The 25284-nt window shown below is 29.4% G+C and carries 27 protein-coding genes; 17 read left to right on the top strand and 10 right to left on the bottom strand.

What is annotated here, in order from left to right:
• Positions 1–102: 102 nt before the first annotated feature.
• The 7 genes from SJY27_RS10575 to SJY27_RS10545 all read left to right on the top strand — a co-directional run bounded on the left by SJY27_RS10575 (position 103) and on the right by SJY27_RS10545 (position 6172).
• Positions 103–603, top strand: coding sequence for a F0F1 ATP synthase subunit B (locus tag SJY27_RS10575; RefSeq protein WP_397444803.1), 501 nt, complete (start codon positions 103–105; stop codon positions 601–603).
• Between the two features lie 4 nt (positions 604–607).
• Positions 608–1165, top strand: coding sequence for an ATP synthase F1 subunit delta (gene atpH / locus SJY27_RS10570; protein ID WP_397444802.1), 558 nt, complete (start codon positions 608–610; stop codon positions 1163–1165).
• Between the two features lie 100 nt (positions 1166–1265).
• Positions 1266–2843: a F0F1 ATP synthase subunit alpha gene (gene atpA / locus SJY27_RS10565; RefSeq protein ID WP_397444801.1), complete on the top strand. Its 1578-nt coding sequence runs from the start codon at positions 1266–1268 to the stop codon at positions 2841–2843.
• A gap of 83 nt (positions 2844–2926) precedes the next feature.
• On the top strand, positions 2927–3790 hold the full coding sequence (gene atpG, locus SJY27_RS10560; RefSeq protein ID WP_397444800.1) for an ATP synthase F1 subunit gamma: 864 nt from the start codon (positions 2927–2929) through the stop codon (positions 3788–3790).
• A 237-nt stretch (positions 3791–4027) separates the two neighbouring features.
• Positions 4028–4456, top strand: coding sequence for a hypothetical protein (locus SJY27_RS10555; RefSeq protein WP_397444799.1), 429 nt, complete (start codon positions 4028–4030; stop codon positions 4454–4456).
• Positions 4456–5184, top strand: coding sequence for a lysophospholipid acyltransferase family protein (locus tag SJY27_RS10550; RefSeq protein WP_397444798.1), 729 nt, complete (start codon positions 4456–4458; stop codon positions 5182–5184). Before SJY27_RS10555 ends, SJY27_RS10550 begins: the two co-directional genes overlap by 1 nt.
• Positions 5185–5188: 4 nt before the next feature.
• The gene (locus tag SJY27_RS10545; protein ID WP_397444797.1) at positions 5189–6172 is read left to right on the top strand and encodes an acyl-ACP desaturase; all 984 of its coding nucleotides are present in this window, start codon (positions 5189–5191) and stop codon (positions 6170–6172) included.
• Positions 6173–6396: 224 nt separating this feature from the next.
• Here SJY27_RS10545 and SJY27_RS10540 read toward each other — a convergent pair whose 3' ends face one another.
• Entirely contained in the window at positions 6397–7179 is a 783-nt protein-coding gene (locus SJY27_RS10540; protein WP_397444796.1) for an amidohydrolase, read from the bottom strand.
• Between the two features lie 63 nt (positions 7180–7242).
• On the opposite strand from SJY27_RS10540, the gene SJY27_RS10535 reads away from it, so the two are divergent.
• Both SJY27_RS10535 and SJY27_RS10530 read left to right on the top strand, forming a co-directional pair.
• A complete protein-coding gene (locus tag SJY27_RS10535) occupies positions 7243–9987 on the top strand; it encodes a PD-(D/E)XK nuclease family protein (RefSeq protein WP_397444795.1) in 2745 nt (914 codons plus the stop codon).
• A gap of 32 nt (positions 9988–10019) precedes the next feature.
• Complete coding sequence (locus SJY27_RS10530) at positions 10020–10250, top strand: hypothetical protein (RefSeq protein WP_397444793.1); 231 nt, start codon at positions 10020–10022, stop codon at positions 10248–10250.
• A gap of 12 nt (positions 10251–10262) precedes the next feature.
• Here SJY27_RS10530 and SJY27_RS10525 read toward each other — a convergent pair whose 3' ends face one another.
• A complete protein-coding gene (locus SJY27_RS10525) occupies positions 10263–11054 on the bottom strand; it encodes a universal stress protein (RefSeq protein ID WP_397444792.1) in 792 nt (263 codons plus the stop codon).
• A 266-nt stretch (positions 11055–11320) separates the two neighbouring features.
• Here SJY27_RS10525 and SJY27_RS10520 point away from each other — a divergent pair, with 266 nt between their 5' ends.
• The 5 genes from SJY27_RS10520 to SJY27_RS10500 all read left to right on the top strand — a co-directional run bounded on the left by SJY27_RS10520 (position 11321) and on the right by SJY27_RS10500 (position 16551).
• Positions 11321–12652 carry an MATE family efflux transporter gene (locus SJY27_RS10520; RefSeq protein ID WP_397444791.1) on the top strand — a complete coding sequence of 444 codons (1332 nt, stop codon included), beginning with the start codon at positions 11321–11323 and terminating at the stop codon, positions 12650–12652.
• A 55-nt stretch (positions 12653–12707) separates the two neighbouring features.
• Positions 12708–13325 carry a hypothetical protein gene (locus SJY27_RS10515; protein WP_397444790.1) on the top strand — a complete coding sequence of 206 codons (618 nt, stop codon included), beginning with the start codon at positions 12708–12710 and terminating at the stop codon, positions 13323–13325.
• Between the two features lie 89 nt (positions 13326–13414).
• The gene (locus SJY27_RS10510; RefSeq protein WP_397444789.1) at positions 13415–13879 is read left to right on the top strand and encodes a hypothetical protein; all 465 of its coding nucleotides are present in this window, start codon (positions 13415–13417) and stop codon (positions 13877–13879) included.
• 51 nt (positions 13880–13930) lie between these two features.
• Positions 13931–15340 carry an ATP-binding protein gene (locus SJY27_RS10505; protein ID WP_397447915.1) on the top strand — a complete coding sequence of 470 codons (1410 nt, stop codon included), beginning with the start codon at positions 13931–13933 and terminating at the stop codon, positions 15338–15340.
• Positions 15341–15768: 428 nt separating this feature from the next.
• The gene (locus SJY27_RS10500; protein ID WP_397444788.1) at positions 15769–16551 is read left to right on the top strand and encodes an enoyl-CoA hydratase/isomerase family protein; all 783 of its coding nucleotides are present in this window, start codon (positions 15769–15771) and stop codon (positions 16549–16551) included.
• Positions 16552–16624: 73 nt separating this feature from the next.
• Here SJY27_RS10500 and SJY27_RS10495 read toward each other — a convergent pair whose 3' ends face one another.
• From SJY27_RS10495 to SJY27_RS10485, 3 genes are all read right to left on the bottom strand, one after another.
• Positions 16625–17209, bottom strand: coding sequence for a hypothetical protein (locus SJY27_RS10495; RefSeq protein WP_397444787.1), 585 nt, complete (start codon positions 17207–17209; stop codon positions 16625–16627).
• A 257-nt stretch (positions 17210–17466) separates the two neighbouring features.
• Positions 17467–18051, bottom strand: a complete 585-nt coding sequence (locus SJY27_RS10490; RefSeq protein ID WP_397444786.1) for a hypothetical protein — start codon at positions 18049–18051, stop codon at positions 17467–17469.
• Between the two features lie 257 nt (positions 18052–18308).
• Positions 18309–18893 carry a hypothetical protein gene (locus SJY27_RS10485; RefSeq protein ID WP_397444786.1) on the bottom strand — a complete coding sequence of 195 codons (585 nt, stop codon included), beginning with the start codon at positions 18891–18893 and terminating at the stop codon, positions 18309–18311.
• A gap of 497 nt (positions 18894–19390) precedes the next feature.
• Between SJY27_RS10485 and SJY27_RS10480 the strand changes: the two genes are divergently transcribed.
• Positions 19391–20263 carry an AraC family transcriptional regulator gene (locus SJY27_RS10480; RefSeq protein ID WP_397444785.1) on the top strand — a complete coding sequence of 291 codons (873 nt, stop codon included), beginning with the start codon at positions 19391–19393 and terminating at the stop codon, positions 20261–20263.
• Positions 20264–20265: 2 nt separating this feature from the next.
• Complete coding sequence (locus tag SJY27_RS10475; RefSeq protein ID WP_397444784.1) at positions 20266–20451, top strand: hypothetical protein; 186 nt, start codon at positions 20266–20268, stop codon at positions 20449–20451.
• Here the strand turns inward: SJY27_RS10475 and SJY27_RS10470 are convergent, their stop codons facing one another.
• The 4 genes from SJY27_RS10470 to SJY27_RS10455 form a co-directional block, all read right to left on the bottom strand.
• A complete protein-coding gene (locus tag SJY27_RS10470; RefSeq protein WP_397444783.1) occupies positions 20452–21111 on the bottom strand; it encodes an HD domain-containing protein in 660 nt (219 codons plus the stop codon). It abuts the gene before it with no gap.
• A 1-nt stretch (position 21112) separates the two neighbouring features.
• Entirely contained in the window at positions 21113–21352 is a 240-nt protein-coding gene (locus SJY27_RS10465) for a hypothetical protein (RefSeq protein WP_397444782.1), read from the bottom strand.
• An 85-nt stretch (positions 21353–21437) separates the two neighbouring features.
• Positions 21438–21848 (bottom strand): BrxA/BrxB family bacilliredoxin, encoded by a 411-nt coding sequence (locus SJY27_RS10460; RefSeq protein WP_397444781.1) that lies wholly within the window; start codon positions 21846–21848, stop codon positions 21438–21440.
• A 108-nt stretch (positions 21849–21956) separates the two neighbouring features.
• Positions 21957–22331: a hypothetical protein gene (locus tag SJY27_RS10455; protein ID WP_397444780.1), complete on the bottom strand. Its 375-nt coding sequence runs from the start codon at positions 22329–22331 to the stop codon at positions 21957–21959.
• A gap of 121 nt (positions 22332–22452) precedes the next feature.
• Here SJY27_RS10455 and SJY27_RS10450 point away from each other — a divergent pair, with 121 nt between their 5' ends.
• Complete coding sequence (locus tag SJY27_RS10450; protein ID WP_397444779.1) at positions 22453–23217, top strand: TerB family tellurite resistance protein; 765 nt, start codon at positions 22453–22455, stop codon at positions 23215–23217.
• Between the two features lie 18 nt (positions 23218–23235).
• Here SJY27_RS10450 and SJY27_RS10445 read toward each other — a convergent pair whose 3' ends face one another.
• Positions 23236–25218 carry a discoidin domain-containing protein gene (locus SJY27_RS10445; protein WP_397444778.1) on the bottom strand — a complete coding sequence of 661 codons (1983 nt, stop codon included), beginning with the start codon at positions 25216–25218 and terminating at the stop codon, positions 23236–23238.
• Positions 25219–25284: the final 66 nt, after the last annotated feature.

Raw genomic sequence — 25284 nt, 5'->3', positions numbered from 1 at the left:
GTGTTTTTAGGTTCCTGTTTCCACAGGAAGAACAATTTTAAAGGAACAAAAGTTTTTTTAAATTAAACAAAAAGAAAAAAATATATATAATTAGTTTATAGAATGGAAACTTTATTAAACGATTTTTCACCAGGATTATTTGTAGTCTCAACAATCTTATTGTTAGCCTTAATTGGTTTAATGGTAAAGTTTGCTTGGAAACCAATTTTAAATTCTTTAGAAGAAAGAGAATCTGGAATTGAAGAAGCATTAGCAGCAGCAGAAAATGCGCGTAAAGAAATGCAAAATTTAACTGCGGATAATGAAAGATTGGCAAAAGAGGCAAGAACAGAAAGAGAAGCAATGATGAAAGAAGCTAGAGCAATTAGCGATAAGATTATTGCTGAAGCAAAAGAAGATGCAAAAGAGGTTACAACAAAATTAATTGAAACTGCACAGGCTTCTATTCAACAAGAAAAACAAGCTGCATTAGCAGAATTGAAAAAGAATGTTGCAGAATTATCAATTGGTATTGCAGAGTCTGTTATTAAAAAAGAATTGTCTAATAAAGCAGATCAGTTAAGCTTGGTTGAAGGCATTTTAAAAGAAGTTGAGTTAAACTAGTTGTATGAAAGACGCAAGAGCAGCATTACGTTACGCAAAAGCAATCTTAAATCTTGCAAAAGATTCTAAAGAAGATTCTGCTGTAAATACAGATATGCAATTAATTGCTTCAACAATTTCAGAAAACCCTGAACTTGCTGTCGCTTTACAAAGTCCTATTATTAAGTCTGCAGATAAAATAAATGTTTTAACAGCCACTTTTTCTAGTCAAGTAAACAACATTACTCTAGGACTTTTTAATTTATTGCAAGAAAATAAAAGAATATCTATGTTAGAGGCTATTGCTAAGCAATACACTATCATTTACGATTATTATCATCATATTCAAGTTGCAAAAGTTACAACTGCTGTGCCTATTACTGCCGAAATTGAACAAAAAGTTTTGGCAAAAATAGAAGCGTTAACAGGTGAAAAAGCAAACTTAGAAAATGTTATAAATCCAGATATTTTAGGTGGATTTATTTTACGTGTAGGAGATGTGCAATATGATGCTAGTATCTCAAATTATTTAAATGAATTAAAAAAGGAATTCGACAACAGTCATTACGTTCCTAAAATATAGTCAGCTTTTTACTTATGGCAATCAGCCATATGTTAAAGCAAATTAAAATTAAAAGTAAATAGCTAAAAGCTAGCAGCCAAAAGCTAAAAACTAAAATAAGATGGCAAGTATTAAACCAGCTGAAGTATCAGCAATTTTAAAAGAACAATTAACTAATTTTGAGGCACAAGCTTCATTAAGCGAAGTAGGGACAGTATTACAAGTAGGTGATGGTATTGCTCGTGTTTACGGATTGTCTAACGTTCAATATGGAGAGTTAGTAGAGTTCGATAACGGCTTAGAAGGTATTGTTTTAAACTTAGAAGAAGATAATGCAGGTGTTGTATTATTAGGTGCTTCAACTTCTGTAAGAGAGGGTTCTACTGTTAAAAGAACAGAAAGAATTGCTTCTTTAAGAGCAGGTGAAGGAATTGTAGGTAGAGTTGTAGATACATTAGGTAGTCCAATAGATGGAAAAGGTCCAATTTCTGGAACTACTTACGAAATGCCATTAGAGCGTAGAGCTCCTGGTGTTATCTATAGAGAGCCAGTAACTGAGCCATTGCAAACTGGTATTAAATCTATTGATGCAATGATTCCTGTGGGTAGAGGTCAACGTGAGTTGATTATTGGAGACCGTCAAACAGGTAAATCTACAGTTGCTTTAGATACCATCTTAAATCAAAAAGAATTTTATGATGCTGGAAACCCAGTGTATTGTATTTATGTTGCAGTAGGGCAAAAAGCATCTACAGTAGCTGCTATTGCAAATATGTTAGAAGAAAGAGGGGCATTAGCATACACTACAATTGTTGCTGCAAATGCATCAGATCCTGCAGCAATGCAAGTTTATGCACCATTTGCAGGAGCTGCAATTGGAGAGTATTTTAGAGATACAGGTAGGCCAGCTTTAATCATTTATGATGATTTATCAAAACAAGCTGTTGCATACCGTGAAATTTCTTTATTATTAAGAAGACCTCCAGGGCGTGAGGCTTATCCTGGTGATGTATTTTATTTACACTCAAGATTATTAGAGCGTGCTGCAAAAGTGATTAATGATGATAAAATTGCAAGCGAAATGAATGATTTACCAGATACTTTAAAAGGTATCGTAAAAGGTGGAGGTTCATTAACGGCTTTACCAATTATTGAAACACAAGCAGGAGATGTGTCAGCATATATTCCAACAAACGTAATTTCGATTACTGATGGACAAATTTTCTTAGATGGAGATTTATTTAACTCTGGGGTTCGTCCAGCAATTAACGTAGGTATTTCTGTATCTCGTGTTGGAGGTAATGCACAGATTAAATCTATGAAAAAGGTATCTGGTACTTTAAAATTAGATCAAGCACAGTTTAGAGAATTAGAAGCATTCGCAAAATTTGGTTCTGATTTAGATGCAGCTACAATGAATGTAATTTCTAAAGGACAACGTAATGTTGAAATTTTGAAACAAGCTCAAAATGATCCATTTACTGTAGAAGATCAAATCGCAATCATTTATGCGGGTTCTAAGAACTTATTAAAAGATGTTCCTGTAAATGAGGTAAAGAAATTTGAGAAAGATTATATCGATTATTTAAATGCAAAGCATAGAGATACCTTAGATATATTAAAATCTGGTAAATTAACTCCAGAAGTTACTGCTACTTTAGAAGCAGCAGCAGCAGAAATATCTAAACATTTTAATTAGACATTAGGTTTGTAGACGGTAGACATCAAAAGAAACAATTGATGTAAACTAACTACTAAAGACTAATAGCTAAATACTAGAAAATGGCAAACTTAAAAGAAATACGTAACAGAATTACCTCAATTAAATCTACTATGCAGATTACTTCTGCAATGAAGATGGTATCTGCTGCGAAGTTGAAAAAAGCACAAGACGCAATTACTGCAATGCGTCCTTATTCTTCTAAACTTACAGAATTATTGCAAAATTTAAGTGCAACTTTAGATGGTGATACTGGTGGGGCATATTCTACAGAAAGAGAAGTATCTAAAGTATTATTAGTTGTAGTAACATCAAACAGAGGTTTGTGTGGTGGTTTTAATTCATCCATTTCTAAAGAAGTAATTAAAACTGTTGCAGAAAAATATGCTGATAAAACTGTAGATATTTTTGCTATTGGTAAAAAAGGAGCAGATACATTAGGTAAAGAGTTTAACATTATAAATACAAGAAACGATATTTTTGATGATTTAACTTTTGATAACGTTGCTGTTATTGCAGAGAATTTAATGAGTTTATATGCAGATGGTAGTTATGATAAAATTGAATTGGTGTATAACCAATTTAAAAATGCAGCTACTCAAATTCCACAAGTAGAGCAGTTTTTACCAATTAAACCGATAGAAGGAGGAGAGGCAATTACCAATTCTGATTATATTTTTGAACCATCAAAAGTAGAAATCGTAGAAGCATTGATACCTAAATCTTTAAAAACACAATTGTACAAAGGTATTAGAGATAGCTTTGCTTCAGAACATGGTGCACGTATGACAGCAATGCATAAAGCAACTGATAATGCAGGCGAGTTAAGAGACGAATTATTGTTAACATACAACAAAGCACGTCAGGCAGCAATTACCAACGAAATTTTAGAAATTGTTGGTGGTGCAGAAGCATTGAACAATTAGACGAAACGTAGGTGAAGTCAAATTTTCAAAAAAAGTAGAAGCCTTGAACAATTAGACGAAGCGTAGGTGAAGTCAAATTATCAAAATGCACAATTATTAAAGAGTTAGCTTAGCGTAAAAGACTTTTTACGAGTTAAAAGGTTCATAAATTTTAAAAGAAGTCGTCTAAAAATTATATTTTAGACGACTTCTTTTTATACATTATATTGTATTTTTACGGTATTAAATATTTTAATTATGTTAAAAGATATTCACTCATATTGGGCTTATTTGGTATTAGCCATACTCATTTTTGCTGTGGTAAACGCAATAATTGGTTTAACACAAAAAAAACAATTTACAGATAAAGATTTACGTATTGGCTTATTCACGCTTATCGTGTCTCATATTCAATTATTAATAGGTTTAGCTTGGTATTTTATGTCTCCTTGGTATAAAGCCCTAAAAAACAACGGTAGTGAAGTTATGGCTGATAAAGCAACAAGGTTATTAGCTGTAGAGCATCCAATTATGATGATTTTAGCAATTGTATTAATTACCATTGGTTGGTCTAAACATAAAAAGAAAACTGAAAGTGGCGCAAAGTTTAAAACGTTTGCTATTTTTTATGGCTTAGGCTTATTATTTATTCTTTCAAGAATTCCTTGGAGTAATTGGTTTAATTAATGAAAATTATCAGTTACATATTATCGCCAATATTTGCATTGGTGTTTGTTGGGTTATTAGTAGTTTTTCATCCTTTACAATGGTTAAGTTTTAATTTATTTGGTATCAAAGGTCACTCAAAAGTGGTAGCTCTTTTAAATTTGACTTTAATGAGATCTATGTTAATTATAGGGGTATCAGTAAGATTAAAAAATAAACATAAATTACCTGAAAACACCTCTCTAATATTTGTTTCTAACCATCAAGCAACATTTGATATTCCTCCAATTGGTTGGTATTTTAGAAAATATAATCCAAAATTTGTATCAAAAATTGAATTAGGTAAAGGGATACCAAGTATTTCTTATAATTTAAGAAAAGGTGGTGCAGCACTAATCAATAGAAAAGATCCCAAACAAGCGATTGGAGCACTTATAGAATTTTCGAAAAAAATCAATAAAAATAAATGGGGAGCAGCAATTTTTCCTGAAGGAACAAGAAGTAGAACAGGAAAACCAAAAAAATTCGCTTCAAATGGATTAAAAGTCATTACAAAGTTCAATAAAGATGGATATGTAGTGCCTTTAACCATAAATAATTCCTGGAAAGTTTTTAAATATGGAAAATTTCCTTTAGGTTTAGGAAGTCCTATTACCATTATTACACACGAACCGATAAAAATTGATTCAATGCCTTTTAATGAATTGTTAGAAAAAACAGAATCAGTAATTACAAAACATATAAAATAAAATTATGTCTATTTATAACGTAAGAAAAGAAGTGATGCTAACTTTAGAAAAAAAGATGCAGCACTTTATGGATACTTATTTAATTCCTGCAGAAAAAATTTGGCAACCCACAGATTTTTTACCTAATTCTCAAGCAGATTCTTTTATGAATGAGGTTGAGGAAATTAGAGAAATATCTAAAGAATTACACGACGATTTTTGGGTAGTTTTAGTAGGTGATACCATTACAGAAGAAGCTTTACCTACTTACGAATCTTGGTTGTTAGATTTAGATGGCGTTTCTCAAGATCCAGACAACAGTTGGGCTAAATGGGTAAGAACTTGGACCGCAGAAGAAAACAGACATGGAGATGTTTTAAACAAGTACTTGTATTTATCTGGGCGTGTAAACATGCGCGAAGTAGAAATAACTACACAACATTTAATTACAGATGGTTTTGATATTGGTACATCAACAGATCCTTATAAAAACTTTGTGTATACTACTTTTCAAGAATTAGCAACCTATATTTCTCATAACAATGTAGCTAAAATAGCACGTAAAAAAGGACATAAAGCTTTAGCTAAAATGTCTAAAATTATTGCTGGTGATGAAATGCGTCATCACCAAGCGTATGCTCATTTTGTTAAAGAAATTTTTAAGATTGATCCCAGTGAAATGATGTTGGCTTTTCAACATATGATGAAACATAAAATCGTAATGCCAGCAATGCATTTACGCGAATCTTTTGGAGAAAAAGGATCTTTATTTGATGATTTTTCTACAGTAGCTCAAAGAATAGGGGTGTATACAGGTTTCGATTATGTAGATATTTTACAAAAATTGAATACAATGTGGGAGATTGATAAAATTACAAATCTAACTCCAGAAGCAGAAAAAGCACGCGATTTTTTAATGAGATTGCCAGACAGAATGTACAGAATTACAGAGCGCATTAAAGTGCCAGATACAGAATTTCAGTTTAAGTGGATGTTACAACCTAGTTAGTTTTAGAAGCTATTTCCTGCTTTCCACTATATCTTTTTTGCGAAAATCAAAAAAGGATGTCGTTGCAATCAGGGCTAAACTTGTTTGCTGATTTCAGTTAGTTTCAGAAAAAATATTTATTTTTTAGTTTGTATTAGAATTCAAAAACAAAAAAAAAGACCCTTCAGGTTTTCAAAACCTGAAGGGTCTTTTTTTTTATAAACTATTTAAGTTATTCTATCATTTTAAAGAAGAATATTAAAATCATCTTTATCATTCAAAAATCCCAATTTTTCTCTAATTTTTTGCTGATTGCTTTTTATTAAAGTCGCTTCAATAATCCCGATTTCATTTTTAGGTAAGTAAGAAATTTCATCACCCAAAGAATCAATAATTACAGAATTTCCAGAATAGGCATAATTATTTGCATCAGTACCAGTTCTATTTACACCAATAGCATAACTCATATTTTCTATTGCACGCGCTTTTAAAAGCGTATTCCAAGCTTTAATTCTTTTTATTGGCCAGTTTGCCATATAAATTAAAAGATCGTAGTTTTCGGTATTTCTAGCCCAAACAGGAAATCGTAAATCATAACAAATCAATGGGCAAATTTTCCATCCTTTGTAATTAACAATCAACAGTTTAGTGCCAGAAGTATAAACTTTGTCTTCACCAGCTAAGGTAAAAGAATGTCTTTTATCATAAGTATCTATTTTTCCTGAAGGATGCACAAATACCAAACGATTGTAAAAGCGATTGTCATCTTCTATGACCAAACTACCCGTAATTGCAATTTGGTGTTTAGCAGCCAGTTTTTTCATCCAAAGTATTGTAATACCATCCATAGATTCAGCCACATTTTTAGGCTGCATTGTAAATCCTGTAGTAAACATTTCAGGTAGAACCACTACATCAATATCTTTAGATAGAGCACCTATTTTGTCTTCAAAAAAGTTGCGATTTTCCTGCGGATGCTCCCAAACTAAATCCGCTTGAATTCCAGCAATTTGTAATTCATTTTGCATCAAAAATATTATTAAGATTAAACAACTATAAAAGTAAGTTTTTGTAATTTAGAAAACCAAAAAATGGCCATGCAATCTTTTATTTCTGAAACTATAGACGATATTTTACGCACCACAACTTCTTTTGAAGATGTAATTTTTATACTGCCTTCACAAAGAGCAAAAGTATTTGTAAAACAAGAATTTAAAAATAAAATAGCAGTTGGTTTCTTACCAGAAATGCTAAATATAGAGCAGTTTATTCAACAAGTTTCGGGTGTAGAAAAAGCAGATAGCGTTCAGTTATTATTCCATTTTTATAGCATTTATAAGCATATTGAAAAAAATCCAGATTCGTTTGATGTTTTTGCTGCTTGGGCAATAACAGTGTTGCAAGATTTTAATGAAATTGATCAACATTTAATAGACACCAAAGATATTTTTATTTATTTAAGAGATATTGAGCGCTTGCGCAAATGGTCTGTAAAAGGCACATTTAAAGAAACCGAATTGATAAGAGATCACAATTCGTTTTTAGAAAAACTGAATAGTTATTACAATGCTTTTTATCAATTTTTACAGAAGAAAAATATCGGTTATCAGGGTGTTTTATACAAAGAATCGACAAAAAAAATTGACGCTTATTTAGAAAAATACACACATAAAAAATTATTTTTTATTGGTTTTAATGCATTAAATAAAGCAGAAGAACTCTTGTTCCAAAAGGTTTTAGAAAGCGGAAACGCTGAGGTGTATTGGGATTTAGATGAAACTTTTTTCAACTCTAATCATCAAGCAGGAAAATTTATTAGAAAGTATAAAAATGAGTGGAAATATTATGAAAAGAATAAGTTAAAAACATTAGGAAATACGTTTTCTAAACCCAAAGAAATACAAGTAATTGGTGCTGCTAAAAATACCACACAAATAAAATATATTGGCGAAATTTTACAGCAAAAATCAAATGTAAATCACACAGCATTGGTTTTGGCAGACGAAACGTTGCTGCCTATCAGTTTAAACTCGTTGCCAAAAAATATCAACAATATTAATATTACAATGGGATATCCGCTAAAAGATGTTCCAACAACAGGCTTATTATTTGCCATTTTTCAACTATTTATTTCTCAAGAAAAGCTGAAAAAAAGTATTACAAATGAATTTTATTACAAGGATATAAATCGTTTTTTTAAACATCAATTGATTTATGGTTTTTTGGAAGGAATTGATGATTTTACTGCTCAAATTGCCAAAGAGAACCAAACTTTTATTAATGAAAATCATATTCATCAACTTTTAAAATCAGCAGAACCAAAAACACAAAAAGTAATTGCAAATCTTTTTAAACCTTTTGATACAGTTACTGAATTTATTGATACCATTTTGGCTTTAATTGATTGGTTAAAGGATAGCGTAAATGCGCTAGAAAAAGAGTATTTATTTCGTTTTTATACTACTTTTACACAACTCAAAACACTGCAAGGTGAGTTTGAATATTTTATAGATTTAAAAACACTAGCCCATTTTTTTAGACAATTAATTGGTTCAGAAAGTTTGTCTTTTCAAGGAGAACCCTTAAAAGGTTTACAATTAATGGGGATGCTAGAAACAAGAGTTTTAGACTTTGAAAACATTATTTTAGTATCTGCAAATGAGGGTGTTTTACCAGCCAATAGTCAGCAAAATTCTTTTATTCCTTTTGATGTAAAAGTGCAGTTTGGTCTGCCTACGTATAGAGAAAAAGATGCTATTTTTTCGTATCACTTTTTCAGGTTGTTACAAAGGGCCAAAAACGTATATATTTTGTACAATACAGAACACGACGTTTTTGGAAGTGGCGAAAAAAGCCGCTTTGTAACGCAACTAGAAATGATGCGAACCGATATTGTTCAGAAAATTGTATCACCTAAAGTATTGCCTCAAAAAATTGAGTTAAAGAAAATTTCAAAGAATACCATGGTTTTTGAACGATTGCAAGAGTTAGCTCAAAAAGGTTTTTCGCCATCATCTTTAACCAATTATTTACACAACCCAATTGCATTTTATAAGCAGAAAATTTTAAGAATTAAAGAATTTGATGATGTAGAAGAAACTGTGGCATACAATACTTTAGGAACTGTTGTTCATGAAACTTTAGACGAATTGTACAAACCTTTTGTTGGCCGTTTTTTAAAGTTTTATGATATAAAAAAAATGGAACAGAGTGCTAAAGATTTGGTGCTAAAGCATTTTAAAATCCATTTTAAAAATGGTGATATTTCTACAGGAAAAAACCGATTAATTTTTGAAGTTGCCAACCGTTTTGTAGTAAATTTTTTAGCAAAAGAGAAGGTTTTGTTAAAGGATGAAAAAAATCAATTAAAAATTATTGCAACTGAAGAGAATTTAGCTGCTGAAATAGAAATTGATGGTTTTGATTTTCCTGTTAAAATCCATGGAAACGTAGATAGAGTAGATGAGTTGAATGGACAAATTAGAATTATAGATTACAAATCTGGGATGGTAAAAGGCACCGAATTAAAAGTGTTGGATTTTGAACAACTTAGAGTTAAAGATCAGTACAAAGCCATTCAGGTTTTATTGTATGCGTATTTATTTACGCAAAACAAAAAATTCGATTTTTCTAAGAAATTAAAAGCTGGGATTTATTCATTTAAAAACCTAAAGGAAGGATTCTTATCTATCAATTTCTCTTCAAATTATAGAAATCCTGATACAGATATTACTCAAGAAAAATTAGACGAATTTATAGAAGAATTAAAAGTTTACATTAAAGAAATTTACAATCCTGAAATTGCTTTTAATGAACCTGCAGATTTAAAGTACTAGATTTCAAACACATTTTTTACTATATTTAATCTATGCACAATAATTTTGACCAAATTAACTTTAAGTATCAAGAAACAGATACGCAAACACCATCTGTAAAACTAATGTCAATTTTTCTTGTATTGGTTTTTATACTAGTTCCTTTAGTTGAAATAGTACCAGATTTTGATTATAATATCGTTTCTAGTTTTAGCCCAACAAAATATACTTGTATAGTTGGTTGGGATTTTTTAGAACCCTTAACCTTTAAAGAAATAAAGTAACCAGAATTTAATTTACTTCCCTTTTAAAATCAATAAAGGCACATTTGCAAAAAACTCTTCTTTAAGTACTGTATTTTTTTCCCAAAGTTTCTTAAAAAAACCTCTTTTTCGTCTAAAAACACATAACATATCTGGATTGTGTGTTTTAATATGTTCTAAAACGCCTTGAAAAGTAGTTGAATTTTCAGTAACTGTTAATGTTGATTGTAACTGTTTTAAATTTTGGTCAATCACTAAATCTTCTTGGGTATATTCTGGTGTCTTTACCAAAAGTAAATTCACTCGTGTATTAAATTTTTCAACAATAAACTGAATCGGTTTTAACACATTTTTACTTTTAATAACTCCAGATTTAAAAGCCATTAACACATTTTCTAAAGGTGCGTATTTATAATTTTCTGGAACAGTTAAAACAGCAATATCTGTTTGTTTTACTAAACTACCAGCAGTTCTTCCTAAAAAAAGTTCTTCTTTAATAGAATTACTTTTTGCACCAACAATAATTAAATCAATACCTAAATCATCATCAATACCTAAAACACTATCTATAACTCCACCTTTTGCAGCAATCAGTTTTACATCCACATTTTTTGTATCTACAGCCTTTACCATAGTTCTTAAATACAAATTGGTTTCACGCTCTATAATACTATCAATATTAATCATTGTGCCAGCTTTAGATTGTGCACTATACGCTCTAAAAACAAAAATCTTTGCATCAATTTCTGAGGCAAAATCAATAGCAAACTGTAAGGTGTTTTGCGCGCTTTCTGTAAATCCAATAGGTACTAAAATGTTCTGCATGATTTGTTGTTTTTGTGGCTACAAAGTTACTAATTTTTTAATAAAAACTTAGTTAAGAAGCGCTGCTATGTTAGCGTAAAAAGTATAGTTTTATTTTTATCAGCACATTGTATTCTAACAGCTTTTATCATATTATAAACCAAAAAGAACCAATTCTAAGACCGATTTTTATAGATAAGGTAAATTAATTGTTAGCTTACAATTTCTTTATTACAGAACAGTTTGTGCACCTTTTTTAGAGGTGTACCTTTGCAAAAATATGTAATTTGAAAACTGATATTAGTTTAAAGCGCATTAATAAATTAGCAATACCTGCTTTAATAGCTGGCATTGCAGAACCTTTGTTATCGATAACAGACACAGCAATAATTGGAAATATTAAGTTAAATGCTACAGAAAGTTTAGCAGCTGTGGGTATTGTTGGTGCTTATATTTCTATGTTAATCTGGGTATTTGGGCAAATAAGAAGTGCTATTTCTTCAATAATATCGCAATATATAGGTGCTGATAAATTAAATGATATTAAAACATTACCAGCACAAGCTATTGTAATTGTGGTGTTTGGAAGTATTTTGATATTGGCAATTTCATATCCATTTGCAAAACAGATTTTTCAGTTTTATAATGCTTCTGGCGATGTTTTGGCGTACTGTGTTAGTTACTTTAAAATCCGAATTTTTGGGTTTCCATTTTCATTATTTGTATTTTCTGTTTTTGGGGTTTTTAGAGGCTTACAAAATACTTTTTACCCTATGATTATTGCCCTAATAGGTGCATCATTAAATATTATTTTAGATATTATTTTGGTTTATGGAGTTGAAGGTTTTGTGCCTGCAATGCATATAGAAGGTGCTGCTTATGCTAGTGTTATGGCTCAAATTACTATGGCTTTAATTGCTTTGGTTTTGTTGCTTAAAAAAACAACGATTTCTTTAAAATTAGGGCAATCATTCCACCAAGAAATTCCAAGATTATTAGGTATGATAGGAAACCTATTTATTAGAACAATTGCTTTAAATACGGCATTATATTTTGCAACTTCTTACGCTACAGATTATGGCGCAGCTTATATTGCTGCATACACAATAGGTATTAACATTTGGTTGTTAGGCGCCTTTATGGTTGACGGATATTCTAGTGCTGGTAATATTTTATCAGGCAAATTATTAGGTGCAAAAGAATATAGAACTTTGGTAGTTTTAAGTAAAAAACTGTTTAAATACGGTTTAATTATGGGCTGTATAATTGCTATAGTAGGCTTTATTTTCTACAATTTTATAGGAGCAATTTTTACAAAAGAAGCAGATGTATTAGAACAATTTAATCACGTTTTTTGGATTGTTTTGTTAACACAACCTATTAGTGCCATAACCTTTATTTTTGATGGAATGTTTAAAGGAATGGGTTTTATGAAGTATTTACGAAACGTATTGATTCTATCAACTGGTTTGGTTTTTATACCAACTTTACTGTTTTTTGATTGGTTAGACTATAAGTTGGTGGCCATATGGATTGCTTTTACACTTTGGATTTTAGCAAGAGGTTTGCCTTTAATATTAAAATTTAGAAGTACATTTTTGCCTTTACATAACCCATAATAAAATTATTGGCAGTTTAAATAAATGAATTACTTTTGGCGAAAACGAACATACCATGAAATTTAAAAAAATTGCAACCTTAATTGCAACTGTTGTTTTACTAGGAAGTTGTGCTTCTGGTTATAAAACCATCAACCCAGAATCTATTAATTATTTATCGCATTCAGAAGATAAAGGCGTAAAGTTGGAATATAAATATGAATTGTTAAATAAAAAGTACAAGAAGAAAGAACTAGCCAAAGGTGTACGTTTAATAGCCGTAAAAATTACCAACAATTCTAACAATGATGTTGTTTTTGGTAAAGATGTTACACTAAATTATGATAATGGTGCATCTATTTATATAATGGATAATGATAGAGTATTTACATCGTTAAAACAAAGTCCAGCCTCTTATTTGTGGTATTTATTGTTAACCCCAACAAATTTATACACAACCGAAACTCAAAATGGTTATACTACAGAAACAAGTACAGTACCCATTGGTTTAATTTTAGGCCCTGGTTTAGCTGGTGGAAATATGATTGCAGCTAGTACTGCCAATAATAAGTTTAAGACCGATTTAAAAACACACAACTTAAACGGTTTGACCATTAAAAAAGGCCAAACAGTATCTGGTTTAATTGGTATTCGTTCAGGCGACTACAATGCTATAAAAATTAAAGTAGATTAATTTTTTTACAGAAAATAAGTTTAAAAGTCATTACATTTTTTGTGATGACTTTTTTATTTCTATATCTTGTATACCTAATAATCATCAAGATGAAAAAAAATATAATATGGATTATTTCTTTTTTAGGCATACTTATTGTTGCTTGTAAAAAAGAAAAATCTTTACAAGAATATATGATCGATTCTTGGCAAACCACCTATTTAAAAATAGAAATGCCAACCTTTGAAAAATCAGATTCGTTAAAAGTATATGAAGACAAATTTAATAATAACCCAGAGTTATTGGCACAATCTAAATATAATGCAGATGGTACTTTTAAAGCTTGGTTTATCAACAAAAAAGGAGAAAAAGTGTCTGAATCTGATGGAAAATGGAGCGTAAAAAACGATTCACTTTTAGTAGCATTTTTTTACAATAATAGAGAAATGAAAGTAAAATATCACATTACAAAAACCGAAGAAGGTTTTTTAGGAAAAAGCACTAATGATTGGGATAATGATGGTGATTTTGATGATTTTTTAACAATGAAAACAAAACGTATTAAAACCAACTAAAATTTGTTAAATCTAAGTAAAGTATCTTTAAGAATACGTATTTTTTTGTCAATGACACTTTTGGTGTTATTGGCATCTATTTTAATTTTGGGTGTAACCGTTTATCAATATGATGAACAAACCAAAGATTATAACATCAAACGTTTTGAACGTAAAGAAGCCACCACTATAGAAACAATAGAATTAGAGCTAACCAACAAAACCACATACCCTGTAAAAACAGATAACTTATCTAAAATTTTTCGTAATCGCATTTATGAAATATCATCAATAAATAAGTTAAACATATCTATTTTTGATTTGCATGGAAACTTGTTAGTATCTTCTAAAACTAATGCTTTTGAACCCAATATTATTCAACCTTTACCTTATGATATTTTAAACGATTTAGCGCAAAACTCTAACCATACTATCTTAATTCCGTTAGTAAAAGATGGTATGGGTTATCAAACTTCATATAGTTATATAAACGATCCTAAATTTAAAAGAATTGGTATTTTAGAATTACAGTTTACACAAGATAATTCTGAGATAGAGCACGAATTAAAAGAGTTTATTACAAGGTTAAGTTTGGTGTATTTGCTAATGTTTATGATAGCAATTGCATTGGCATATTTTTTATCGAGTTACATTACAAGGTCTATAAAAGCCATTTCTGATAAAATGGAACAAACACGTTTACACGAACGTAATGAAAAAATAGTACTAAATTCTGCAAGTACCGAAATTGAAACTTTAGTAGAAGCTTACAATAATATGATTGATCAATTGGAAGAAAGTGCTGTAAAATTGGCAAAAAGTGAACGTGAGCAAGCTTGGCGTGAAATGGCAAAACAAGTAGCACACGAAATCAAAAATCCATTAACACCAATGCGATTATCAGTACAAAGTTTTGAACGAAAATTTAATCCTGAGGATGAAAATATTAAAGAAAAATTAAAAGAATACAGCCAAACTTTAATTCAACAGATAGATGTAATGAGTTCTATTGCGTCTGCATTTTCAGACTTTGCTAAAATGCCAACTCAAAAAAGAGAAAAAATAGAGGTAATAAGTATTGTAAAATTAGCATTAGATATTTTTAATGAAGATTTTATAACCTATACTACAGCAGAAACAGAATTATTTGCCAATTTAGATAAAACCCAATTGATTCGTATTGTAACCAATTTGGTAAAAAATGCACTACAAGCATCAGAAAAAGAAGAAAACCCAGTTGTTGATGTAAAAGTGAGTCTAGAAAAAAATAGTATTAAAATTAAAGTTTCTGATAATGGAAGAGGAATTCCTGAAGATGTAAAAAGCTTGATTTTTGAACCCAAATTTACAACAAAGTCAAGTGGAATGGGCTTAGGTTTACCAATGATAAAAAATATTATAGAAGCTTATGATGGTACGATTTCTTTTACTTCTGATGAAGGTGTAGGTACCGTTTTTACGGTGATTTTACCTATACAATAGCATTTTGTCGTAAAACCGCTTACTATTTGCAAAATAGTATGATACAAAATTAGAACTAAAAATAATTTTGTTATTGAATTACCTAACCTTTGCAATTTAGACTCAAATATAAAAACCTTAGCTTAAACTTGAGATCTATCAACGATACTATTTGCTTGATAAGAAATTTTCTTTAAAAACTTATTTTTTATATCAATAAGCCTCTTTAAATCAAAGAAGTTATATCTAAATCACAATCATAAGAGGATTAGATTAAATAAAAACATTTTTTCAAAATTGCCATAATGAATAAGGCAAGTTTTAAAAAGTATATGAAAAGCAGTATACAGAACTTGTTATCTAATGGAGATTTGTTAATTTAGAGGTGATAAAAAATAGAGGTTCAAATATTAGAAAATAAATAGGTAATCTTAATAAAATAATACAGTATGAAATTCAATAATATATTAGTCCAAAAAAACGATTCATTAGCACAAATAACAATCAACAGGCCAAAAAAATTAAATGCCTTAAACAAAGAAACAATATCTGAATTAAGTGATGCTTTTCGAGATTTAGAAGAAGATTTTAATATAAAAGTAATTATTTTAACAGGCTCTGGAGAGAAAGCCTTTGTTGCTGGTGCAGATATTTCTGAATTTGCAGATTTTTCTGTAGATGAAGGAGGTAGTTTAGCCAAAAAAGGGCAAGAAATTTTATTCGATTTTATAGAAAGTTTAACTACCCCAGTAATTGCAGCTGTAAATGGTTTTGCCTTAGGTGGTGGTTTAGAATTGGCCATGGCTTGCCATTTTAGAATTGCATCAGATAATGCAAAAATGGGCTTGCCAGAAGTTTCTTTGGGTGTAATACCTGGTTATGGTGGTACGCAACGTTTGCCACAATTGGTGGGTAAAGGTAAAGCAATGGAATTGATTATGACAGCGAGTATGATTTCTGCAGAAGAAGCCAAAAGTTATGGTTTGATAAACCATGTAACAACACCAGAAGAACTATTACCTTTAGCAGAAAAATTAGCCAGTAAAATTATGCGAAATTCACCTGTGGCAATTTCATTGGCAATAAAAGCAGTAAACGCTAATTTTAAAGATGGTGTAAATGGTTTTGAGACAGAAATACAAGGGTTTGGAGCCTGTTTTGGTACAGAAGATTTTAAAGAAGGCACCACTGCTTTTTTAGAGAAAAGAAAGCCGAATTTTCCAGGAAAATAAATTGTAAAAAAAAACGAGCCAGCATTGGCTCGTTTTTAGGTTTTTTAGGTGTTCAACTAAAAAAATGATTGTTTTAAATTTTAAATTCGTTGATATAGTTTCTACCATTGTTTTTTATCACAACAGTATATTCTCCTTTTACATTTTCATCTAATTTGTAAACTCTATTGATAATAGTATCGCTTTGTAGAACTTCAGAATAAATAATTTCATCATTGTAATACAGCAACACTTTTAGAGGTAATGCATCAAAAGCAATTTTACTAATCATTAACCTGTTTTCTTCATTTCTAACTACAGGCTTAAAAATTACTTTTTTTGCCTCTTCGTCAAAAATTACTTTATCACCTTTAATGTGAATTGTTTTAATAACAATTTGAAAATCTTTTTCTAACTCTAAAGTATACATACCATCATCTAATTTAGAGAAATCGAAGAATTTAATAAGGTTTCCTGCTTTGTTTATATTTTCTAAATGAAGAATAACCCCTTTGTGATCTTTAATGGTTAATTGTTCTCCTTTTTTTGCCCCTTTAAATACTACTTTAGTTTTTTTAGCATTTAAATTGTTATTCACTTCTTTGTCGTTTGCGTAGTTTGCTAATGTTCCTAACATTAAAACTACAACTAATACTAATCTTTTTTTAAATGTTTTCATAATAAAAATTTTTAAAGATTTACACTACAAAGGTATAGTAGAACTCTTTTTTTAAAAACAACGTAATTGGTTATTTTTTACACTATTTTAACTTTAAATTAAATGTTAAATAAATATAGAGATAAAATAGAATATATTGTTAATAATTTTATATATGTTATCAATGATAAAATATGGAATAAAGCAAAAAAAAACGAGCCTATTAAGACTCGTTTTTCCAGATTGATAAATCTGATAATTAACTATAAACAATATTTTTAAATTTCAAATTTGTTGGTGAAGCTTCTACCATTATTACGAATTACAACTTTGTATTCCCCTTTAATTTCTTCATCCAATTTGTACACACGATTTAAAATTGTGTTTCCTTTTAGTGTTTCTGAATAAATGATTTCATTGTTAAAATACAAGGCAACATCTAATGGTTTTTCATCAAAAGTAATTTTAGATATTAGTACTTTATTATCTATACTTCTAACAACTGGTTTAAAAATTACTTTTTTAGCATTTTCATCAAAGGTTACTTTATTGCCTTCAATTTTTAATGACTTCACAATAATTTGAAAATCTTTTTCAAGTTCTAAAGTATAACTTCCGTTGTTCAGTTTAGAGAAGTCGAATACTTTACTAAGTTCACCTTCTGTTTTTACATCTTCAGAATAAAGTATAGTACCTTGTTGATCTTTAATGGTTAATTGTTGTCCTTTTTTAGTTCCTTTAAATACTACTTTTACTTTTTTAGCATTTAAATTGTTATGTACTACTTTGTCGTTTGCATAGTTTGCTAATGTTCCTAACATTACAACTGCTACTAATACTAATCTTTTTTTAAGTGTCTTCATAATATAATCTTTGTAAGATTTACACTGCAAAGTTAGCGTAGAAGTGTTTTTTGGAAAACAACAGTATTGGTTTTTTTTTATACTATTTTAACTATATGTTTAACTGTAAAAATCCTTAAAGATAAAATAGAATACATTTGTAGTAATTTTATATACATTGTAAATGATAAAATATGCCATAAAGCAAAAAAAAACGAGCCTATTAAGACTCGTTTTTCCAGATTGATAAATCTGATAATTAACTATAAACAATATTTTTAAATTTCAAATTTGTTGGTGAAGCTTCTACCATTATTACGAATTACAACTTTGTATTCCCCTTTAATTTCTTCATCCAATTTGTACACACGATTTAAAATTGTATTTCCTTTTAGTGTTTCTGAATAAATGATTTCATTGTTAAAATACAAGGCAACATCTAATGGTTTTTCATCAAAAGTAATTTTAGATATTAGTACTTTATTATCTATACTTCTAACAACTGGTTTAAAAATTACTTTTTTAGCATTTTCATCAAAGGTTACTTTATTGCCTTCAATTTTTAATGACTTCACAATAATTTGAAAATCTTTTTCAAGTTCTAAAGTATAACTTCCGTTGTTCAGTTTAGAGAAGTCGAATACTTTACTAAGTTCACCTTCTGTTTTTACATCTTCAGAATAAAGTATAGTACCTTGTTGATCTTTAATGGTTAATTGTTGTCCTTTTTTAGTTCCTTTAAATACTACCTTTACTTTTTTAGCATTTAAATTGTTATGTACTACTTTGTCGTTTGCATAGTTTGCTAATGTTCCTAACATTACAACTGCTACTAATACTAATCTCTTTTTAAGTGTTTTCATAATTTAATCTTTGTAAGATTTACACTGCAAAGTTAGCGTAGAAGTGTTTTTTGGAAAACAACAGTATTGGTCTTTTTTTATACTATTTTAACTGTATGTTTAATTATAAAAATATGTAAAGATAAAATAGAATATATTTGTAGTAATTTTATATACATTGTAAATGATAAAATATGCCATAAAGCAAAAAAAAACGAGCCTATTAAGACTCGTTTTTCCAGATTGATAAATCTGATAATTAACTATAAACAATACTTTTTAGCTTCAAATTTGTTAAGATAAACCTCAACTAATAGTGTTCTATATTTTAAGGGCTGCAACCCAATATAGATACTACAAATTTAAGAAGGAAATACAGTCTTGAAAACAACAGAATTAGTTGATTTATATGCAAAATTAACATTTTTAACAGTGTTAATCTTTGTTAAAGTTAATTTGGTGAATAAAACTGATAATTCTATATACATAGTCATTTACAGATGTTGTATTTTTGCACTATGATACAGAAAAAACCAACTCTCGAAAAAATCACTCCAGATTTTGGTAGCTCTTTTTTATTAAAGAAGCATGTAGAGTTTTTAAAAACAAACAAACCATTTTGGCATTTTCATCCAGAAATAGAGCTTGTATATGTTAATAAAGGTAAAGGTAAAAGACATATAGGAAACCATATTAGCTACTTTAATAATAGTCAATTGGTATTAATAGGTTCTAACTTGCCACATATTGGTTATTTAGATCGTTTAACAAATAATGGTTCAGAAACCTTAATTCAATTTTTACCAGACTTTTTAGGAAAAGATTTTTTTAAAGTTCCAGAAATGGCTGCCATTGACGCACTTTTTGAACGCGCTAAAAAGGGAATTCGTTTTAACATAGAAATAAAACAAAGAATTGGAGCTAAAATTGAAAAATTAATTGAATTACAAGGGGTTCATAGAATTACATCTTTTGTAGAAATTTTAAATGACTTAGCTACCACTGATGATTACACCTTATTAAACGCCAATGGTTTTGCTTTTGAAAGCGTGCATCAAGACAGTAACAAGATTGAGGTAATTTACAAGCACATCAACGAAAATTTTAAAGATCATATTAGTTTAGATGAAATTTCTGAATTGGCAAGCATGACTGTTCCAGCATTTTGTAGGTATTTTAAGAAAACAACAGGAAAAACATTTACAAAATTAGTAAATGAGTATAGGGTTGTACATGCTACAAAATTACTTGCTGAAAGTAATATGAGTATAGCAGACATCAGTTTTGAGTGCGGTTTCAACAATTTTTCTCATTTTAATAAGTTATTTAAAGAGTTTACAGGTAAAAACGCATCAGTATACAGAAGCGAATTAAAAAATTTAATACAATAATTATGAGTGTAATGGTAAAAACCAAAATAGATAAAGCCATAGATTACTATAGTTTTAAGAGTAGACAAATTAAAGACTTTGTAAATTCAAGTAAAGATTTAACCGTAGAGCAAATTGTAGAATTTGGCGAAGAATTATCTGTTTTAGAGTATAAAATAACAGCTTTAGAAGTGGCAAGAGAAAGCTAATTATAACTTTCCATTCCACTCATCATAAAACTGTTGTAAAAATATTTGCATAAATTGATGTCTTTTTTCAGCAATTTTTTTAGCTGAATTAGTGTTCATTTGGTCTTTAAGTAGCAACAATTTCTCATAAAAATGATTAATTGTTGGTGCATTTGTATTTTTATATTCTTCTTTCGTCATATTTAAATTTGGTAAAATCTCAGGATCGTATAAAGCTCTATTTTTAAATCCACCATAATTAAAACAACGAGCAATACCAATGGCACCAATAGCATCTAATCTGTCAGCATCTTGAACAACTTCTAATTCTTTTGATGTAAAATGTTTTTTATGAGTATCAAAAGTATTTTTGAAAGACATGTTTTTGATGATTTTAACAACATGTTTACCAAGATCTTTAGGTACTTTTTGATCAATTAAAAAGTATTTTGCTTTTTTAGGACCTATTTTTTCATTGCCATTATAAAATTTTGGATCAGCAATATCGTGCAATAAAGCCGCTAAAGAAACCACAAAAATATCTACTTTTTCTTCTTTTGATATCAAAATGGCATTTTTAAAAACACGTTCAATATGAAACCAATCGTGCCCACCTTCAGCATCTTTCAATTCTTCTTTTACAAAAGTGATGGTATTTTGTATAATTAATTCTTGGTTCATTTTATTTTCTTGAAGTTAATTCCTGTTTAATTTTTTTCATTTCAAAAAGCATCACAAACAACATTGGTGCAAAAAACAATGGCAAAAAGGTTTGGAAAGAAACCCCTTTTTCAATGGTTGAAAATATTGCAAAAACAATCATAAGTAATAATAAAAAACCTTGCACAATTGCCAAAGTCTTTTGTTTCTTCAGTTTTTTAATAAGCTCTTCTTTGGTGTAAGATGAAAATTGTGGTGCCATAATTTGATTAGATTTTACAAAAAAAATCCACTTTTTCAGTGGATTTTTTTAAAGTCATTTCTTCTGGAAAGGATTTAGGATAGGATTAACAATGCTCATCGTAAGCAGCTGCTAAATTTTGTGCAATCATTTGTGCAGAACGTCCTTCAATATGATGACGCTCTAACATATGTACTAAATTACCATCTTTAAATAAGGCAATTGCAGGAGATGATGGTGGAAAAGGAATCATAAATTCTCTTGCCTTTTGTGTAGATTCTTTTTCTACGCCAGCAAACACAGTGGTTAAGTTGGTTGGTACTTTATCTGCGCCTAAAGAAGCTATTGCTCCTGGTCTTGCAGTACCTGCAGCACAACCACAAACAGAATTTACCATTACTAAAGTAGTACCTTCTTTTGCCATTGCTTGCTCTACATCTTCACTTGTATATAATGCTTCAAAACCAGCGTCAATTAATTGGTCACGCATTGGTTTTACTAATTCTTCTGGATACATAATTCTAAGGATTTAGATTTTTTAATGTTGCAAATTTAATTAAATTACAGCGAACTAAAAATAACAAAACAACAACAATTTAGATAGTACTATAAAGAATAATAATTCTTAAATACTAGGCGTTAATGCTATTGTTTTTGATACGGGTATGACATGGCAAATATTACGAGTTACTGTAATAGGCTCACTTACAAAAGTAATATAACTATTTGATATTATTGTTATTGTATATGTTCCAGAGCGTTCTCCAGCACCAAAAAAAGAATTGTTAGATTCAATTATTTGTAAAACTTCTTCGTAGTTATCATCTTTAATTACAACAGTTACATCATCTGTTATGGGTAAAGAGTTGCTGGCATCTAACAAAGTTACGTGCAAACCATAAACATATTCTGTTGTGCAAACAATTTCATTACCTTTCTCTTCACATCCAAAGCAAAAAAATAAAAAAGTAATAAAAATAATGCGTTTTTTAAATATCATAAATGCTATTTTTTAATAGATGTAATTTTATAGTTTTGGTTGCGTTATAATACATTTTTATAACTAATAAATTCACAAATCTTGATGATTCCTTATCTTTGAGCTCAAAATTAAAATTTTTATGGGAAGTTTTACTAAATGGTTAGGGGCAGGTTTAGGTTTTACGTTAGGTGGTCCAATAGGTGCAGCAATAGGCTTTGCTTTAGGTAGTTTTGTAGATAAATTTGAAATCGATGATTTTAAACAAGAACAAATAGATTATAACAAAGAGCAACCTAGAAGAACTGCCAAAAAACAATCTAGTACGCAATCTGGTGATTTTGAAATGAGTTTATTAGTCTTAGCCTCTATCGTGATTAAGGCAGATGGAAAAGTAGACCAACGTGAATTGAACTTTGTGCGTTCTCAATTTTTGAGTATGTATGGAAAAGAACGTGCCAACAACGCCTTTAAATTATTTAAAGGTGTTGTAAAAAAAGAGGTTTCTGCACGTCAAGTTTGTATACAAATTAGAGAACATATGTCTCATGCTTCACGATTACAGTTGTTGCATTTCTTGTTTGGTATTGCCAAAGCAGATGAGTTTGTTTCACAAAAAGAAATTGATGAAATCAAGAAAATTTCTGGTTATTTGTACATCAATCAAAATGATTACGAGTCTATAAAAGCAATGTTTTATGATGCTTCTGGTAATGCTTATAAAATTTTAGAAATTGATAAATCTGCATCTAATGACGATGTAAAAACAGCCTACAGAAAATTGGTAAAAAAATACCACCCAGATAAATTAAGAGATTTGGGTGATGAGCATTTACAGGGTGCTAAAGAAAAGTTTCAAAGCATACAAGATGCTTACGAAAAAATTAAAAATGAAAGAGATTTTTAGCAGGTATTGTAATTAATTTTATCTTTTGTAAAACTTTATTTTTTTTGAACTGCCATCCGTTTTATTTTTAAACAAAGCAATATAATAGCCTTTTTTTAACTTGTCAAATTTTGTTCCTTTAAATGCTTTACCGTATTTTTTATCAAGTATTTTAGCAATGTTAGACAACACTTTTTTTCCATAAACATCAAAAATATTAACCTCATAGTCTCCAAGCGAATTCGGGTGTATCTTAGCGTCTTTTTGAATTATAGGGTTTATAGTAGATTCTTGTTGATTGGTGTTTTCTGGTATAGAATTTGAATACCCAAAAACTATAATTTCATTAACAGCTGCAAATACATTCTCATACATTGATAATCTTAAGTATCTTGTATCCACATTAGTAATATGTGTTTTCCAGGTTTTAAAGCTCGAACATGAATCTACAAATAATTCGTTCCAATTATTTTCACTTCCATATTCTACAGTAAATTCAAAAGTATCATGCATATCATGTAGATATATTTCTGTGATATGGTATTCTTCACCTAAATCAATAACCACATGATAAGGTGCAGTTTGCTCATTCCAGTACCAAAATGGTTTCCAAGAAGTACTTACAGGATGTTCATTAGCCAATACATCTGTTTGTTGTTCATTAAAAAGGTATAATGGAGAAACTACACTGCCTCCAACTACTTGATCCGTAACCATTGTACTATCAATTACAATTTGATGAGAGGTTGGTATAATATCAAAAAATTCTGGTCCACTAGTTGCTCCTAATCCTTTTAACGCTAAAGGGGTGTCATCAGAAAGTGAATAGTTGTTATTAATGGTATCTTTAAATGTAATTTGATGAATGGTTGATAAATTATTGTTGTTAAGACTAATATTATTCAAGTTACCAGAGTCATTGTTATAAAATGTAATATTATTACTGTAAATATTGTTGTTTATATTTATTGGATTTAGTTCATTCATGTTTCTAACAACTTGTGGACCATTCATGTTCTTAAAATAATTACTGCTTATTGTAATAGGTTGTAAAGTATCTGTAAACATTCTGTTATCAACAAACATTCCTTGCGAATTGGCAATGTAATTATTACTAAAATTAGAATTTCCTTTACCAAATGATATAATACCAAAAGCAGGCGCTTGCATAATTATGTTGTTGTAAGCATTAACAACACTATTGTCTCCTATTTGTAAATTGTTTGTATGATAAGCTAAGTTTTCTAACCCTGCATTAACCATAGTGTTGTTATAAATTTCTACATCTTCTACAGCATTTGCTATTTGAATGGACTCTCTTTTTGTATTTCTTATAATATTATTATAAATTTTTAGGTGCTTAAATTCCATTCCTGGCGATCTCGTTTCGCCAATATACATGCCTTCACTTACGTTTTCAATAAAACAATCGTGAATAATTAAGTTATTAAAAACTGGGTAAGGCACAGGAGGATTGCCACCAAAGTCTTTTTTAGCAAAAATTCCAAAAAAGCCATCATGAGCTATTTTTATAAACTCGGCCTCACAATCTGAACTTAATTCAGAAAATGCCAACCCACAATTATAACCACCAAGCTCAAAACCATATCTAAAGTTTGGATGACCTGCACCAGATATTTTTATATATTGGCAATTTTCAAAAGTAATACCTCCCCATGATTGAGGGTTGTTAATTTTTACTTGGCCATTTATATTTATAACAACAATTGGTGCTGAAGCAGTTCCTACAAGTTGTTGAAACTTAATAGCTTTAGTTCTTGAAGATGCTACAAATATGGTATCTCCTCCATTAAATGTTCTTCCTAACGTACTAGTATTTATAAGATATGGGGCTGAGTTATCTAAAATAAAATTATTATGCTGTTGGCTATTAGCATTCAAAGCAATAAAAATTAAAATTAAAGAAGATAAAAATTTAAGAGAATTGTAAAATTTCTTTTTAGAAACTACACTTTTAAAAATTTGCAATCGAAATAATATTTTATAAAAACATTTTTCCATCATATTATAATTTTGGGGGATTAAAAGTAGTTTAAAGATAGTTTTTAATTTTATAAATAACAAATG

Source organism: Polaribacter sp. R77954 (genome assembly GCF_044595335.1).
Classification (GTDB): domain Bacteria; phylum Bacteroidota; class Bacteroidia; order Flavobacteriales; family Flavobacteriaceae; genus Polaribacter.
This window is presented reverse-complemented; position numbering and strand designations above follow the sequence as displayed.